Below are 18,425 nucleotides of genomic sequence, written 5' to 3'. Positions count from 1 at the left end.
GAAGTGAGGGCTCGACAATGACTGTGGACATCAGCAATTTCACCATTACCACCCCCCTGCCCATTTCGCCGACCAACCCGATTGCGCTGGAACTGATCGGTTCGCGAGCACTGCTCGAGTGCCCTGAAGTCATCGCAATGCTGCCGGACGGCTCGTTGCAGATGACGGCGCCCACCTTGGGTGCCTCCAGCAAGAGCACCAAGCGCACCCGCTGTGAATGGAAAGAGCCGGGGTACTGGCTGCTGTCCAGCGCGCCGGACCACTGGTGCCGTCAGCAAATGCGCTTGGTGAAAGTCAACGCCTTGCAGAAAGTGGTCATCGGCCAGATACACGTGAAGGGTTCCCAACAGCCTCCGCTCAAGGTGTTCTGGAACAAGGGCAAGATAACCCTGGGATTCCGTGCGAGCTTTCTGCAAGCGGATCCGGTCAATACGACGGTGCTGGAAAATGTGCCGCTCGGCGCATTGTTCCAACTCAACATCCACGCCAACGCAAACGGTGCCGTGTCTGTGTCGGCCAGTTGCAACGGGGTTAAGTCCACCTCCGCCATCCTGCGCTTCGACGACACCTGGAGCACCCAGACCCTGGCTTTCCACGGCGGGGTGTACAACCAGATCGATTACTCCGCCACCACCGACCCGAACGACGGCTCGGTGTGCATTATCACCGACCTGTCCATCACCCACGCCTGACAGGGGCCGCTAGCTATCGTCACGCTCGATCATTTCGAGGTTAGATAGCTAGCGCATCAACTTGTAGATCAGCGAAAAGAAGGCGCCCAGGCATAGAAAACCGATGGCCCGGTTTTCTTGTACAAGGCTGTCTCGCTGTCCTTCCTTAGGCATTAATTCCTTGGTAGGCACACCCGTTGAAGGTGAATCACGCGGTTGGATATTGCGTAGGCGTGATCGCCGACGCCGGTGACAGGAGAATCGCCCACGCCTTGGGCAAACGGTGAAGGCGACACATTTTGTTTCATTCAAAAGTTGGTTGGATCCAACATTCCGATCAACGGATAAGTCCTTGTTTCTCTTTTTTAATCAATAAGATATTTGATCCGCCTGAAGACCTTTGGTTTATCGCCAGATATCAGACGCCCCCAACTGACGTGCGTTATCTATGGTTCTGGACATACCCGTGGACGTCCACCCATGCACTCTCAGGGAGAAGTAATGGACAACATCGTCATCGCCGACAAATCCAGTTCTCAGCTCACTGCCCAAAACTGGGGCAATGTTCAGCTCAATCAGCCTTCAGTTGTACAAATGCCCGTCAGCCCCGACCAGTTGGCTTCAACCAGCCGGAGCGGTCAGGATTTGATCGTCAATCTGAAAAGCGGCGAGCAGATCAAAATTTCCAATTTCTTTGTCACCAGCCCTGACGGTGTTGCCAACGACATCGTCTTTCAAGGCGATGACGCGACGCTGTGGCAGGCGCGCTACAACGCCGAACCGTTCAATGGCTTTACCTTCGACGAAATCGGTTCGCTGGACGAACTGATTGCCGGCGTCGGCGTGGTCGAAGGCGCGACGCCCGCCTGGGCGATCGCCGGGCTCGGCCTGCTGGGCGCGGGCGGCGCTGCGGCGGCCGCGGGTGGAGGTGGTGGAGGCGGTGGTGGTGGTGGCGGCGCAAGCAGCGGTGATGCGACGCCTCCCGCGCCTGCGACCGGGTTGACCTTATCGGCCGATGGCCGAGTGCTGAGTGGTTTTGGCGAAGCCGGCAGTCTGGTGCAGATACGTGACGCGGCGGGCAATATTCTAGGCACGGGAACCGTAGGGGCCGACGGGCGCTTCCAGGTCGAACTGGGTACGCCGCAGACCAATGGCCAGCCGCTCGACGTCACGCTCACCGACGCTGCGGGCAATGTTTCCACACCCGGCTCCGTCACTGCGCCGGATGCCACCGCGCCCACGCCGCCCGCCAATCTGAGCGTAAGCGCCGATGGCACGCAACTGGGCGGGACCGGGGAAGCCGGCGCCACCATAGAGGTGCGTGCCGCCGATGGCACCCTGCTCGGCAGCGCCGTCGTGGCGGCGGACGGGACCTTCAATGTCACACTCAGCCCGGCGCAGACCGGCGGACAGCCACTGATCGTCAGTGCCACCGATGCCGCCGGCAATATATCCTCTGGTGCCACGGTCAGCGCACCGGAAATTGTCGAACCGCAAACCCCGGCCAATCTCGGTTTGAGCAGTGACGGCAGCCAACTGACCGGCACCGCCAGAGCGGGAACAACCATTGAAGTTCGCGCGGCCAACGGCGAGCTACTCGGGCGCGCGGTGGTAGGCGCCGACGGCACCTTCCTCCTGACGCTCATCCGTGCGCAGGCCAACGGCGAAGTCCTCAGTGTCCTGGCAATCAACAGCGTTGGCGCGCAATCGCCAGCGGTCACGCTCAATGCGCCGGACATCACCGGCCCAGGCGCCGCGACTGATCTGGCGATCAGCAGCGATGGTGTTTCGATCACAGGTCGTGGCGAACCGGGCAGCACCGTAAGCGTCACCAATGCTCAAGGGACGGTGCTCGGCACAGCGCTCGTCGCAGCTGATGGCTCGTTCACGGTGCAACTCAACGTTGCGCAGATCAACGGGGAAACACTCAACGTGCAGCTCACTGACGCGGCGGCCAATCCGTCGCCGGTGGTGACCCTCATAACGGTTGACCTCGACGGCCTGACTCAGCTAAGCGACCTCGTCCTGAGCGTCGATGGCGCTCAAATGAGGGGGCGCGGCCAAGCTGGATCAACCGTTACGGTACGCGATGCCAACGGCAACGTGCTCGGCTCGGCCGTGGTCGCAGCAGACGGCACGTTCATCGTCCAATTGAGCAGCCCGCAGAACAATGGCGAAACGCTGCTGATCAGTGCCAGCGACAGCGCTGGCAACACCTCTGCCCCGTTGACTTATGTGACGCCTGATACCCAAGGCCCTGCGCCGCTCACGGGCCTGACACTCGATGCCCAAGGCCAGACGCTGACCGGCAAGGGCGAGGTGGGCGCCTCGATCACCGTCCGTGACCCGGCCGGGAATATTATCGGCACTGGCACGGTGGGCGCCGATGGCAACTTCACCGTCAACCTCGCGACGGCCCAGACCGATGCGCAACAACTGCAAGTGATCCAGACCGACGCTGAGGGCAACCCGTCGGCGCCAGTCAATGTGATCGCACCGGACTTGACGATACCGGTTGCAGTCTCTGATGTGTCAATTTCGGCGAACGGCGCAATCGTCACCGGTGCGGGCCAGGTCGGCGCGACCGTTACCGTGACCGACGCAGCTGGCGTCGTGTTGGGAACGGCCATCGTCGGCAGCAACGGCCGCTTCGAAATCAATCTGTCGTCGCCACAGACCAACGGCCAGAATCTGAGCGTCGTGCAGACAGACGGCTCGCCTTCCGCTGCTCCGGCGGTGCCGGTCCAGGCACCTGATATTCAGGCCCCCGCCGCCCCTGCGGATCTGGCGCTGGATGCGGCCGGTACAACACTCACCGGCCGCGGTGAGCCTGGCGCCACCGTGTCGGTCAAGGATCTGGCCGGCAATACGTTGGGCACCGCGATCGTCGACGGCACCGGTGCATTTTCGGTAACGCTGAACAGCCCGCAGACTGATGGTCAAGCGCTGCAAGTGAGCCAATCGGATGGCGTGAACGTTTCACCCGACACACCGCTGACCGCGGCGGACACCACGGCGCCGCTGGCACCTGACAACGTCGTGCTTGGCAGCAATGGCGTGACATTGACCGGGACCGGGCAAGCTGGGAGCACGGTCACGGTCAGCGCGCCGGACGGCACAGTGCTGGGTACCACGGTCGTTGCGAGCGACGGCAGCTTCAGCGTCAACCTGAGTACGGCACAACTTGACGGCCAGGTATTGAGTGTCATCCAGACCGATGCGAGCACCCTGCCCTCACCGGTCACCCCGGTCACCGCGCCGGACATCACCGCCCCACCCGCGCCGACCGGTCTGACCATCGATCCGGCAGGCGCGACAGTGACCGGCACGACGCAGCCTGGTAACACGGTGCAGGTGCTGGATGCCAACGGCAACGTCATCGGCAACGCGACCGCTGATGGCAGCGGCGCCTTCACGGTCAATCTCGATACCGCTCAGAACAACGGCGAAGCCTTGCAGGTGGTAGCCTCCGACGGTACTAACAGCTCGCTGCCGGGCAATGTCACCGCACCGGACAGCACACCGCCTGCGCCGGTCAGCGATCTGGCGATCAACCCGGCGGGTGATCAGGTGTCGGGGCTTGCCGAGCCCGGCACGGTCGTCACCGTCAGCATTGCCGGCGGCAGCGTGCTGGGCAGCGCCACCGCTGGGGCGGACGGCCGCTTCGTGGTCCCGCTCGACCCTGCGGCAGGCACGGGCAGTAGCCTCGAAGTGATCAGCACTGACGGCGGTGGCAACGACTCGCCGGCGGTACCGCTCGCAGGTCCTGATGGCTCGCAGGTCGCCACCCCAAGCGAATTGGCATTGAGCGCCGACGGTTTCACCCTGACGGGCGCGGGCACGCCTGGCAGCACGGTGACCGTGACCAACAGCAATGGCGATGTGCTCGGATCGGGTCTGATCAACAGCTTCGGTCGGTTCACGCTGGTGCTGAATGCCAAACAGATCAACGCGCAAGTGCTGCAAGTCACCGCGACCAGCCCTGACGGTGACGTGTCGGTGCCAGGCACCGTAACGGCGGGCGATGGCACGGCGCCGGACGCTGTGTCGAATCTGCTGCTCAATGCCAACGGCAGCGCACTCACCGGCCGAGGCGAAGCCGGTGCCACGGTGACCGTGACCGACAGCAATGGCGCCGTGCTGGGCACGGCACTGGTTGCCAGCAACGGTACGTTCAGCCTGACGCTGACGCCGGCGCAGCTCAATGGCCAGACGCTCACCGCGACGCAAAGCGATGCCGCCGGCAACCCGTCGCCGCCCGCCAGCATTATCGCCCCGGATCTGCAGCCACCCGCCGCCGCGACCGGTGTCAGCATCAATGACGTCGGCACCGTGGTCAAAGGCCAGGGCGAAGCCGGCAGCACCGTGACGATTCGCGATGCCGCCGGTAATCTCCTGGCGACCGGTCTGGTCGATCAGAGCGGCAACTTCCAGGTCACCCTGCCCAACGCGCAGAACTCGGGTGAAACCTTGCAGGTCACGCTCACAGACGCGAACGGCAATATCTCGACTTCCACTGGCGTCGCCACTGTCGACAGCACCCCGCCCGCCGCCGTGCAAAACCCGCTGATCAGCGCCGATGGCAGCACCCTCAGCGGGACCGGGGAAGCCGGAGCGACCGTGAACGTCAGTAACGCAAGCGGGGTCTTGCTGGGCAGCGCTGTCGTTGCCGCAGACGGTTCGTTCAGCGTGACGCTGGCGCCCGCGCCGACCAATGGCGAGGCCTTGGCGATCAGCCAGACCGACCCGACCGGCAACATTTCGCCGTCGACCAGTGTCAACGCGCCCGACATCAGCCCACCGGCCGCCCTGACGCAAGTCGCGGTGAATGCCGATGGCGTGACGGTCACCGGTCACGGTGAACCCGGCGCCACGGTGTCGGTACGCAGCGCCGACGGCACATTGCTGGGCACGGCGCAGGTCGGCAATGGTGGCACGTTCAGCGTCACCTTGAACACGCCACAGCTCAATGCCGAAGTGCTGACGGTCACTCAGGAAGATCCGCCGGGCAACGTTTCCACAGCCATCGAGGTGGTGTCGGTGGACTTGACGGCGCCGGCCATTCCAAGCGCATTGACCCTGAACGCAGCCGGCGTGCAACTGGCCGGTAACGCCGAGGCTGGCAGCACGGTGACCGTGCGCGACAGCCAAGGCAATATCCTCGGCACCACGACCGCGGCCGCCAATGGCACGTTCCAAGTGACCCTCAATAGCCCGCAAGCCAACGGCCAGGTGCTGAACGTGACGGCCCGTGACGCGGCGGGCAATCCATCCGCCCCGGCACTGATCAATGCCGCCGACACCACGGCGCCCCTGGCGGCCAACAATCTGGCGGTCAGCGCCAACGGCGCGACGTTGACGGGTACCGGCGAACCCGGCGCCACCGTTGAAGTTCGCGACGCCGGCGCAACCCTGTTGGGAAGCGCCACCGTCGGCAACAACGGCAGCTTCAGCCTGACGCTGTCCCCCGCCGCAGTGGCCGGTTCGACCCTTTCGGTCCTGCAGATCGATACCACGGGCAACACCGGGCCGGCGACACCGGTAACCGCCCCGGGCAACCTGGCGGAAAGTGCGCCAACCAATCTGGCGCTCAGCGCCGACGGCTTGACCCTGACCGGCACCGCCACGGCTGGCAGTACCGTAAGCCTTCGCAATGCCTCGGGGACATTGCTCGGCAGCGCGCTGGTGGCGGCCAACGGCACCTTCAGTGTCACGCTCAATGCCGCGCAGCTGAACGGCGAGCAACTGTCTGCCGTGGCGACGTCGAGCACGGGCATCAATTCATCCCCGACCGACTACACCGCTGCTGACATCGCAGCACCGGCGCCGCTCAGTGAACTGAGTCTGGCACCCAATGGCACCGCCCTGACCGGACGCGGTGAGGCCGGCGCCACCGTGACCGTGCTCGGCACTGGTGGCGCTATTCTCGGCAGCGCAGTGGTGGCCGCCAACGGCACCTTCAGCGTCACCCTCAGCCCCGCGCAAACTTCGGGCCAGACGCTGAGCCTGAGTCAGGCCGACGCCGCCGGCAATGAATCCAACAGCGTCAGCCTGATCGCGCCCGACCTGATTGCCCCCAACCCACCGGCAGCGCTGGCGGTCAGCAATGACGGCAGCGTGTTGTCCGGTACCGGTGAGGCCGGCACCACGATCAACGTGTACAACGCCGCCGGAACACTGGTCGGCACCGGCACCGTGAGCATCGATGGCACGTTTGCGATCACCCTGGCCACACCGCAAGCCAACGGCCAGGCCCTGACGGTTTCGCTGACCGACGCAGCGGGCAACACCTCGGCGGCCACACCGTTCACGTCGGTCGACAGCACGCCGCCAACGGCAGTGTCGCAACTGAGCATCGGCGGCGACGGTGCAACCGTGACCGGTCGCGGCGAACCCGGCGCCCAGGTCAGGGTCATCGACAGTGACGGCAACGTGCTCGGCACTGCTGTCGTCAGCCCGACCGGTACGTTCACGCTGGCGTTGACGCCAGCGCTGAGCAACGCCGAAGTCATCACTGTGGTCCAGGCTGACGCCGCGGGCAATGACTCCCCGGCGGTGAGCCTGACCACGCCGGACTTCACCCCGCCCGACCCGCTGGCCAATGTCGAGATCAACAGCGCGGGCGCGCTGGTCACAGGGACCGGCGAACCTGGCGCGACCGTGACGGTGCAAGATGCCAATGGCGTCTTGCTCGGCACCAGCGTGGTCCTCGCCGACGGCTCTTTCAGCGTCACCCTGAGCCCACCGCAGATCAATGAACAAATCCTCAGCGTTCAGCAGGCCGACCCACCCGGTAACGTCAGTGCGCCGGTAACGGTCACCGCACCGGATTTGACGCCTCCGGCGACGCCGGTTGATCTGCAGGTCAATGCCGACGGCGACTCGCTCACCGGCAGCGGCGAAGTCGGTGCCAGCGTCCGTGTCACCTTGGCCGACGGCACGGAACTGGGCACCGGCACGGTGGGCAGCGACGGTCGCTTCCAGATCACTCTTACGCCGGCACAGACCAACGGCCAGGCGGTTTTCGTGGTCCTCGCCGATGCCGCGGGCAATGCCTCGCCTGCCGGCACGCTGGCAGCGCCTGACAGCACGCCGCCTGCTGCGTTGACCGAGGTCGATATCGACGCCAGCGGCAGCCTCATCACCGGGTCCGGTGTGGCCGGTTCGCAGGTGGTGGTGACCAACGCCGTTGGCACCATCATCGGTACTGGCACCGTCGCGGCCGATGGCAATTTCAGCGTGACCCTCGATCAGCCGTTGCTCAACGGTGAAGCCTTGTCGGTGATCCAGCGCGATGCCGCGGGCAACCCTTCGCCCGTCACGCCTGTCACCGCGCCGGATATCACGCCGCCCGCCGCTCCCGCCGGCCTCGACCTCAGTCCCGATGGGCTGACGCTGACCGGCACCGGTGAAGCCGGCGCCACCGTGCGCGTGACCAGCGCCGCCGGCACCTTGCTCGGCTCTGCGACAGTCGCCGCCAATGGCACGTTCAGCGTGACCCTCAATCCGGCGCAGGTGAACGGTGAGGTGTTGAGCGTCAATCAGGCCGACCTGGCCTTAAACACTTCGCCAGCCGCGCCCGTGCAAGCGGGCGACAGCACCGATCCGCTGGAAGTCGCCGACCTCAACGTCAGCCAGGACGGCCTGACCGTGACCGGTACCGGTGAGCCCGGTGCGGTCGTCACCGTGCGTGACGGCGCGGTCGTGCTCGGCACGGCAACCGTCGGCGCAGACGGCAGTTTCAGCGTCACGCTCTCGGCTGCGCAACTCGATGGGCGGACACTGTCGGTGGTCCAGGCGGACGCGCAAAACAACCTGTCCGAGCCAGCACTGGTCGACGCACCGGACGCCACTGCACCGATCGCGCCAACGGTCACCTCGTTGACCGGTGCGGGCACCTTGCTCGCGGGAACTGCCGAAGCGGGCAGCACCGTAACGGTGTTGTCGTCCACCGGCACCGTACTGGGCACGACGGTGGCCTTGGGCAATGGCACCTACACGGTCACACTCAATCCGGCCCAGGCCAACGGTGAGCTGTTGTCGGTCATCGCGACGGATGAGGCGCTTAACGCATCGCCAACGCTGCTCTACCCCGTGGATGACATTACTGCACCGGATGCCGTCACCGGCCTCACCATCAGCGGCGACTTGAGCCAACTCGCCGGTCGCGGCGAAGCCGGCGCCAGCGTCGAGGTCACCGACGCGCTCGGCAATGTCGTCGGCAGCGGCACCGTCGCGGCCAACGGTACATTCCTGATCGATCTCGCTCCGGGCATCACTGCCGGCCAAGTGCTGACGGTGAACCAGACGGACGTCGCCACCAACGTGTCCGAGGACACCCTCCTTACCGTTCCGTTGGTTCCGGCGCCGGATGCGCCGGATAACCTGGCCCTCTCGGCCGATGGCGTGACGCTTTCCGGCACGGCGGCGATCGGCACGACGATCAACGTTTTCGGGGCTGACAACAGCCTGATTGGTACGGGGATCACCGGCCCGGATGGCACGTTCAGCGTCGTGCTGACGCCTGCGCAAACCAACGGCGAAAGTCTCGAAGTCACCGCCAACACCCCGCTGGGCGGCGCCTCGCTGCCAAGCGAAATTACCGCGGCCGACACCTCGGCACCGGCACCGCTCAGCGATCTGGTGGTCAATGCCAGCGGCACGCTGGTCACCGGGCGCGGCGAAGTCGGCGCGTCGGTCATCATTACCGGCGCTGGCGGCGTGGTCTTGGGCAACGCGGTGGTTGGCGCCAATGGCACCTTCAGCGCACAACTCAATGCGCCACAGGTCAACGGTCAGGTACTCAATGCTGTACAGACCGATGCGGCCAACAACACCTCTTCCGGTCTTGCCGTAACGGCGCCAGACATCACCGCCCCGGCGGCACCGACGGCACTGGTGCTGAGCGGCGCCGGCCTTGTACTGGGCGGGCTCGGTGAAGCCGGGGCCACCGTCACCGTACGCGGTGCCGGTGGTGCGTTGCTGGGCACCGCGACGGTGGCTGGCAACGGCACGTTCTCGGTGACCTTGTCGTCCGCACAGCTCAATGGCCAGCAACTGAGCGTCACGCAAAGTGACGCGGCGGGAAATGTTTCACCACCCACCAACTTCAGCGTCGCCGATACCACGTTGCCGGCGCCGCTGAGCAACGTGACCCTGAACGGTACCGGGCTGGCAGTCAGCGGTACGGGTGAAGCCGGCGCCACGGTCAGCGTGACCAATGCGGCCGGCACCGTGTTGGGCACCGCCGTGGTCAATGCCGGCGGCACCTTCACCGTGCAACTGTCCAGCGCCCAGCTCAACGGCCAGCAGCTCAACGTGCAACAGGCAGACCCGGCGGGCAATCTCTCACCGGTGTTCAACCTGACGGCGAGCGATGTGCAGGCGCCCGTCGCGGCCAGCGGCCTGACGCTTGCCGCGAACGGTCTGACCTTGAGCGGTACCGGTGAAGCCGGTGCAACGGTCAATGTCTATGGCCCGGGTGGCGCATTGATCGGCACCACTACGGTAGGCAGTGGCGGCACGTTCAGCTTCAACCTCAACAGCGCACAACTGGATGGACAGTGGTTGACCGTGCGCCTGGTCGATCCGGCTGGCAACCTGTCGCCCAACGCCAGCTTGACGGCGCCGGACGTCACCGCGCCCGGCATCCCGACCGGCGTCACTGTCAATGGCAGCGGCACTTTGCTCACTGGCGTCGGTGTGCCCGGCTCGACGATCAGCGTGCGCGGCGCTGGCGGTGTGGTGCTGGGCACCGCCACCGTCGCCGCCAACGGCAGTTTCTCCGTGGTGCTCGCCTCGGCACAAATCAACAGCCAGGTTCTCAGCGTGACCCAGGCGGATCCGAGCGGTAACGTTTCGGCGCCGGCCACCGCGACGGCGCCAGACCTGACTCCGCCCGCGGCCGCTACGGCGCTGCTGGTCGGCGCCGACGGTCTGACCGTCACGGGTACCGGTGAGGCCGGAGCGACGGTCACCATCAAGTCGGCCACCGGCACTGTCCTGGGCACCGGCACGGTGAATAACCTCGGGGTGTTTACCATTGCCCTGAACAGCGCGCAGATCAACGGCGAGAAACTCACCGTTAACCTGAGCGACGCTCGCGGCAACGTCTCGGTAGCCGCCAACGTCACGGCGCCGGACATCGACGTCAACGCGCCGGTGGTGGCCAGCGACAACCTCGCCGTCGGCACCGTCACCCTCACGCCGGCCACTGCAACGCAGACGTTCAACGACTCGTTCACCACGCTACTGTCGGGTTTCTCGAAAACCTTTACGTTCACGGTGTCCAGCGGCACGCGCCTTGACCCCACCCTGACGCTGACCACCAGCAGCCTGATTTCGCTGATCGATGGCGTGGTCTATACGCTGCAAGTGAAAAACGCCAGCGGCGTCTGGGTCACGCTCGACGCCAACGGCAGCGCTGGCTTGCTCGACCTGATTGCCCTGGCCGGCCAGGGCGTGCGGGTCGACATCGCTAACCTGCTGGCGGGCGACTACCGACTGACGGTGTCGAGCACCGGCATCGGCGTGCTGACCACGGTCAATACGCAACTGCAACTGGACGTCAGCAGCCTGACCCAGTTCAACGGCATTGCCGGGCCAGCCGCGACCGGCAACGTCATCACCAACGTCGGCGTCGATGGCACAGCGGACCAGACCGGCCCGGACAACGGCGCGCAACTGCAGATCTTCAAAAACGGCGCCTACGTCAGTGCCGGCGCCGGCACCACAGTGCAAGGGCTGTACGGCACGCTGACCATCGATGCCAGCGGCAACTACAGTTACACGCCCAACGGCAGCGTCAGCAGTGTCGGCAAGGTCGATGTGTTCAGCTACCAACTGGTGCACCCGAACGGCTTGAGCGACACCGCCAATCTGTACGTGCGTATCGACAGCCCACAAGCCACCGAAGTGTGGAATGACGCCAACCTCGGCAGCCCCGCGCTGGTGCTTGACGCCACCGCGGATGTCGCTGCAACCGACGTCACTCTGGTCAACCGTGAAGTCACCAGCAACTCCAACCTCGGCACTTTCAACGTGCTGCTGGGCGGCGGCAGCGGTAACTACAACACCGTGGTGGCGGCGGACACGGTCAGCGATCTCACCGTGGTGGTCAATTCGAGCAACCTGCTGGCGCTGTTGGGTTCGATGACGGTGGGCCTGTACAAACTCAACACCGCCACTAACCAGTACGTGCTGGTCAAGAGCTACGGCGGCAATGCGCTGCTCAATCTGGGCGGCGGCAACTACGGGATCAAGTTCGACGACCAGACCGCTGGCAGTTATCAGGTGCGGGTGGCGGTGGGCGGCCTCGGCCTGCTCACGAGCGTCAACACCAGCCTGATCAACGTGGCGACCTACACCAATCAATTTGTGGTCGGCAGCTACACGCCCGTGTCGGGCAACCTGCTCACCGACACCGCGGGCGGCGGCGCCGATGTGTTGGGCTCGGTCTACACCTTGCTCAGCGTGCTGGTCGCCGGCAGTTACGTGGCGCCGGGTTACAACGGCGTCTCGCTGGTCGGCAACTACGGCACCTTGCTGGTCCAGGCCAACGGCAACTACACCTACACGCTCAAGGCCGGGCTGACCGATGCCGTCATTGGTCAGGAAGACACCTTCACCTACCAACTGACCCACCCCAACGGCAGCGTCGATACCGCCACCCTGACCATCGACCTGAACAGGGCCGGTGCGTTCGCTACCACCGCGTTCTCGGCACTGGCCAGCGATGACCTCGGTCTGGCGCACGCCACTGGCAGTGAGCTGATCCAGGGCACCGACGGCAACGACACCCTCGACGGTTCGCACGGTGGCGCCATTTCGCTGCAAGGCGGCGCCGGCGACGACACGCTGATCATCGCCGACCAACAGTTCACGTCGGTCGATGGCGGCAGCGGCACCGACACCCTGCTCTGGGCTGGCGGCGACGTGGCGATCAACCTCGGCGATTTGCAGAGCAAGATCCACAACGTTGAAATCCTCGACCTCAACCATTCCAGCGCGGTTGCGCTGACGTTGAACCTCAGCGATCTGCTGGCGATCACATCTGCTGACAACAACACGCTGCTGATCAAGGGTGACGAAAAGGACAGCGTACACATGACCGATGGCTGGACCGCAGAGGGTACGCAGCAGGCCGACGGCATCGACTATGTCCAATACACGGCACAGGAGGATCCGAGCCACCACCTATGGGTGCAGAACGGCATTCAAGTCGTCTGAAAACGCAACATTGGCAATGTCCGTCTCTCAACAGTAAGGGAAGTCTGTGGAGTCAGTTTTTCGCAAGCAATGGCCGGTGGTCGTGTTGACCATCGGCCTCTACCCCGCTTTCACCGTCGGCGTTCGCGCCGACGACAACCTCGACAGCAGCTTGCGCAGCATCAGCCCGTCGCAACTGCAACAACCAGCAGGCAACGACAGTCGTCAGCGCCCTGCCCCTGCTTCCAGGGCGTCCGCCGATGAGCAGGCGCTGGGACTGGAACAAGCGGTCAGGCTGGCCGTGGACTGGCACCCGCGTATCGGCGAGGCCATCGGCACCCTGTTCCAGCAAGGCGAAGGCGTGAATGTCGCCGAATCCGGTTATTACCCACAGGTCACCGGCGGCATCAAAGGTGGTTACACCAGCGGTTACGGCAGCGATGCCGGCAGCCAGTCGGTGAATATTTCCCTCAAACAGATGCTGTATGACTTCGGCAAGGTGTCCAGCTCGGTCGACGCTGCCCGCGCCCGGGTGGCGCGCAGTCAGGCCGGGATTCTGCTGGCGATCGACGACATTGCCCGCGACACCGCCAAGGCTTACATCGAAGTGCAGCGTTATCAGCGTCTGCTCGACGTTGCCCGCGAGCAGATTCAGGGCATCGGCGGCATTGTCGACCTCGCCAGACAGCGTAACGACATGGGCGCCAGCACCCGTTCCGATGTGGTCCAGGCGCAGTCCCGGGCCGAAGGCGCGACGGCCACGTTGCAGGAGTTCAAAGCGCAATATGCGCGCTGGCAAGCAACCCTGACCAGCCTGCTCGGACGGCGCACGCCGCCGGCAGTGAGCGACGCCGCCGCGTCGACGCTGAGTCAGGCCTGCGATGCTTCGCAAATTTCCGATGCCCTGCCCGCCGTCCTGCAAGCCGCCGCACAACGCACCCAGGCCCAGGCCGAACTGGCGCAGGCCAAAGCCGAAGCCTACCCGACCCTGTCGTTGCAACCCTCGGTCAACCAATACCTGGATGACAATTACGACGACCAGAACTCGCGAGCCGATCGCACTCAGGTCGGGATCTTTCTCAACCTCGAAGTGCCGATTTATCAGGGCGGCGCCATCAGCGCCCGCAGCCGCGCCGCCGGCCATGCGCTGACCGCAGCCGATTCGGCCGAAGATTTCGCCCGGCTGCAAGCGCGTCAGGGTCTGGCTGAAGCCCAGGCGCAGACGTCGGGACTGAACCGCCGGCTGCGCTCGCTGGAATTTCGTCAGACCAGCATCACCGAGGCGCGCATGTTGTATGGCCGCCAATACCTGGAACTGGGCACGCGCCCGCTGCTGGATTTGCTCAACGCCGAACAGGAAATCCACCAGTCGCGCTTCGATCTGGTCAACACCCAGGCCGATCTGCAACGCCTGCAGATCGACTGCTTCTATAACAGCGGTGCGATTCGCCGGGTCTTCGGCATCGACCACAGCGCCATCCAGAATGTCGAGATCCTGCCATGACCGATGCCAGCATCACTGTTCCTGAACCCGTTGCTGCCGAGGCACGAGAAGATTATTCGCCGTGGCTGGAAGCGGTGCTCAAAGTTGCTCGGCACTATCGCCTCGACGTCTCCCCGGAAAGCGTGCGTCTGGCTTCGGTGCACAGCGAAGGCCGCGTCGAAGAAGTGGTCCGGCACATGGCGCGGCAAGCCGGGTTGAGCGTCAAGTTCGCCGTGTTCGATAACAAGAGCCTGAGCCGCTGGCGCACGCCGCTGGTGGTGCAACTGCGCGATGGTCAGGTCGGTGTGCTCGAAAGCATCGGCGAAACCGGCGAGCTGGGGATTTGCTTCAGTGGCGATCAGGGCTTGCAGAGCCCCATGGACACGGCAGCGCTCGCTGAGCAGGCATTGCGCACGGTGATTTTGCGACCGACGCAACCTGTTGCCGACGTGCGCACCAATGACTACATCAAACCCTACGACGAACACTGGTTCCGCCGTATCGTCCTCAGCGACTTGCGGCCCTACAGCCAAGTGATGATCGCCTCGCTGGTGGCGAACCTGCTGGGTATGGCCGGGGTACTGTTTTCGATGCAGGTGTACGACCGGGTGATTCCGGCCGAATCGCTGCCAACTTTGTACGTGTTATTCGGCGGGGTGATGCTCGCCCTGCTGTTCGATTTCGTCATGCGCATTCTGCGTCTGCGCATCACCGATGTGCTGGGCAAGCGCGCCGACCTGCGCGTCTCCGATCTGGTGTTCGGCCACGCCTTGCGCCTGCGCAACTCCGCCCGGCCGAAATCCACCGGCTCGTTCATTTCGCAACTGCGCGAACTGGAGCAGATCCGCGACCTGATCACCTCCAGCACCGCAACGGCGCTGGCCGACATGCCGTTTTTTCTGTTGTTCCTGCTGGTGTTTTATTTGATCGGCGGGCCGCTGGTGCTGATTCCGCTGGTGGCGCTGGTGTTCATGTTGCTGCCGGGCATCGTCGCGCAACCGCGGCTGGCCCGACTGGCCAATGCCTCGATGCGCGAAGCCGCCCTGCGCAACGCCATGCTTGTGGAAAGCATCCAGGGCCTCGACGACATCAAGGCGCTGCAAGCCGAGCAACGCTTCCAGCAACAGTGGAACCAATACAACGCCGCCTCGGCGGACAGCAGCCTGCGTTTGCGCAGCTTGACCAACAGCCTGGTGGCCTGGACGCAGAACGTGCAAGGCGGGGTGTTCGCGGTGGTGATCGTGTTCGGCGCGCCGATGGTGATTGCCGGCGACCTGACCACCGGCAGCCTGGTCGCGGCGTCGATTCTGTCATCGCGGATGATGGGGCCGATGGCGCAACTGACCCATGTCCTCACCCGCTGGCAGCAAGCCAAGGTCGCGCTGGAAGGCTTGAACCGGATCATGCAGATGCCGGTGGATCATCCCGAAGGCAGTCAGCGCGTACACCTTCCGGCGATTCGCGGTGACTACCGCCTGCGTCAGGCCAGTTTTCGCTACAGCGAGGAATCGACGCCAGCGCTGAATGCCATCGACCTGAGCATTCGGCCCGGCGAGCGCATCGCCCTGCTCGGCCGCAACGGCGCCGGCAAGTCGACGTTACTGCAGGCGCTGGGCGGCGCGATGGATCTGAGCAGCGGCGAAACCACGCTGGACGGCATCGCCCTCGCGCATCTCGATCCCGCTGACCTGCGCCGCGATGTCGGCCTGTTGTCGCAACAGGCGCGACTGTTTCACGGCACCTTGCGTGACAACATTACCCTCGGCGCCGGTCAGGCCAGCGATCAGGAAATCATCGCCGCGCTGACCGTAACCGGCGCCCTCGACTTCGTTCGCCAGTTGCCCAAAGGCATGGACCATCTGGTGCTTGAGGGTGGCCTGGGCCTGTCTGGCGGTCAGCGTCAGAGCCTGTTGCTGTCGCGGTTGTTGATCCGTCAGCCACAAGTGTTGTTGCTGGACGAACCGACGGCCGCGCTCGACGACGTGACCGAGCGCCTGCTGCTGGAAAAACTCGCGACCTGGACCCAGGGCCGGACTCTGGTGGTCGCCACGCACCGGGTCAGTGTGCTGCAACTGGTCGAGCGGATCATCGTCCTCGACAACGGGCGCATCGTCATTGACGACCATCGCGACGCAGCACTCGCGCGGTTGCGTGCACCGGGCAAGGGAGTAGCGGTATGAAATCGACGATGACCGACGTACCGGACCCGATGTCCTACCTCGACGGCCGCGATGAGCGTGCGATTGCCGGTGGCGCAAAGGTGATTTGGGGGTGTGCGCTGATGCTCGCCTGTTTCATTGCCTGGGCGGCGTGGTTTGAGATCGTCGAGGTCTCGACCGGCACCGGCAAGGTGGTGCCGAGCTCACGCGAACAGGTAATTCAGTCGATGGAGGGCGGCATTCTTGAGCAGCTCAACGTCAGCGAAGGCGCTTTGGTCGAGCGCGGCCAGATCCTCGCCCAGCTCGACCCGGTGAAGAACCAGTCCAACGTCGGCGAAAGCGCGGCCAAGTACCGCGCGGCACTGGCGAGCGTTAATCGCTTGCAAGCCGAGGTCAGTGAAAAGCCGCTGGCCTTCGATCCATCGTTGCAAGCGTTCCCCGAGCTGATCCGCGCCGAAACCGAGCTCTACCAGACCCGTCGCAAAGGCCTGGCGGAAACCCTCGACGGTATTCAAAGCTCATTGAAATTGGTGCGCAGCGAACTGGCGATCACCGAGAATCTGGCGAAGATCGGCGCCTCGAGTCGGGTCGAAGTGTTGCGCCTGACCCGCCAGCGTTCAGAGCTGGAACTGAAGGCCACCGAAGCGCGTTCCGATTACATGGTCCGCGCCCGTGAAGATCTGGCCAAAGCCAACGCCGAGGCGCAGATGCTCGAAGCGGTGATTCGTGGTCGCACCGATTCGCTGTCGCGCCTGACCCTGCGCTCGCCGGTGCGTGGCATCGTCAAGGACATCGAGGTCAGCACGATTGGCGGCGTGATCGCGCCCAATGGTCAAGTCATGCAGATCGTGCCGCTCGATGAACAACTGCTGATCGAGACGCGCATCTCGCCGCGTGACATCGCCTTTATTCACCCCGGACAGGCGGCGAAAGTCAAAATCACCGCCTATGACTATTCGATCTACGGCAGCCTCGACGGCGAAGTGGTGACGATCTCGCCGGACACCCTTCAGGACGAAGCCAAACCGGAAATCTTCTACTACCGCGTATTCATCCGCACCGCGTCGGACGAACTGCGCAACAAGGCCGGCAAACGCTTCGCCATCGTGCCCGGGATGATCGCCACGGTTGACATTCGCACCGGCGAAAAAACCGTACTCGACTACCTGATCAAACCGCTTAACCGCGCGCGCGAAGCGTTGCGCGAACGCTGATCAGCGGCTGGCGAACTTGGTGGCCGGCGGCACCGTCGGGGTGATGCTGGCCAAGTAGCGCGACCATTCGCGATTGATCTCCGCGTAGGGCAGAAAAATGCTTACGCGCGGCTGATCCAGCAAATCCTGGCGCTTAAGCCGGCTGACATCGTCACGGGTCAGAAACGCGACGTTGATGCCTACGACTTTGCCATCTGCGGAAAATACCGGACCGCCAGACATGCCTTTCGCCAACGCGCCATTGTGGGTGCCGTAAAGCACGTTGCCCTCTTTGACGTCGAGGCGAAGCATGGCCGGCAACGCCTGGCCGCTGCCCTTGACCGACATGTACAACGAATTGAACCCCACCGAGGTCAGCTCTTCGCCAGGCTTGTAACCGCGCCATGCCGGCACACTGCTGGCCTTGTGGCGGAAGAACTGCACGTCCGCCTGTCCCTTGAACACCGTGCCTGACAAATAAGGAATGTGCTTCACCGTGACGGCGAAATCTTCATTCCATTGCACAGCCGAACCCATCAGCACGTAAGGCAAAGGCGCGCCGGAGTGAACGACAAAGGCTTGGTCTAAAACAGGATCCTGAACGAAAGCGACTGGCATTCCATTGCACCCGCTGAGCAGCAACGACGCTGCAACAACTGACTTGAGGGGGCGCATGTCTGGTACATCGTAAAGTGGAGAAAGGAGCTGCAAT

At 64.2% G+C, this 18,425-nt stretch carries 6 protein-coding genes; 5 read left to right on the top strand and 1 reads right to left on the bottom strand.

Features of this window, described 5'->3' with window-relative positions; genetic code table 11:
• The first annotated feature begins 17 nt into the window (after window positions 1–17).
• From HU755_RS00195 to HU755_RS00175, 5 genes are all read left to right on the top strand, one after another.
• Window positions 18–692 (top strand): polysaccharide lyase family 7 protein, encoded by a 675-nt coding sequence (locus HU755_RS00195; protein WP_186630156.1) that lies wholly within the window; start codon window positions 18–20, stop codon window positions 690–692.
• Between the two features lie 480 nt (window positions 693–1,172).
• Window positions 1,173–12,899: a BapA/Bap/LapF family large adhesin gene (locus tag HU755_RS00190; RefSeq protein WP_186630155.1), complete on the top strand. Its 11,727-nt coding sequence runs from the start codon at window positions 1,173–1,175 to the stop codon at window positions 12,897–12,899.
• A 46-nt stretch (window positions 12,900–12,945) separates the two neighbouring features.
• The gene (locus HU755_RS00185) at window positions 12,946–14,382 is read left to right on the top strand and encodes a TolC family outer membrane protein (protein ID WP_186546392.1); all 1,437 of its coding nucleotides are present in this window, start codon (window positions 12,946–12,948) and stop codon (window positions 14,380–14,382) included.
• Complete coding sequence (locus HU755_RS00180; protein WP_186630154.1) at window positions 14,379–16,541, top strand: type I secretion system permease/ATPase; 2,163 nt, start codon at window positions 14,379–14,381, stop codon at window positions 16,539–16,541. The genes HU755_RS00185 and HU755_RS00180 overlap by 4 nt, the downstream gene beginning before the upstream one ends.
• A gap of 8 nt (window positions 16,542–16,549) precedes the next feature.
• Window positions 16,550–17,734 (top strand): HlyD family type I secretion periplasmic adaptor subunit, encoded by a 1,185-nt coding sequence (locus tag HU755_RS00175; RefSeq protein ID WP_186546694.1) that lies wholly within the window; start codon window positions 16,550–16,552, stop codon window positions 17,732–17,734.
• Here HU755_RS00175 and HU755_RS00170 read toward each other — a convergent pair whose 3' ends face one another.
• Window positions 17,735–18,331, bottom strand: a complete 597-nt coding sequence (locus HU755_RS00170; RefSeq protein ID WP_186630153.1) for a trypsin-like peptidase domain-containing protein — start codon at window positions 18,329–18,331, stop codon at window positions 17,735–17,737.
• Window positions 18,332–18,425: the final 94 nt, after the last annotated feature.

It is taken from the genome of Pseudomonas sp. SWRI111, assembly GCF_014268555.1.
Lineage (GTDB): Bacteria > Pseudomonadota > Gammaproteobacteria > Pseudomonadales > Pseudomonadaceae > Aquipseudomonas > Aquipseudomonas hamedanensis.
This window is presented reverse-complemented; position numbering and strand designations above follow the sequence as displayed.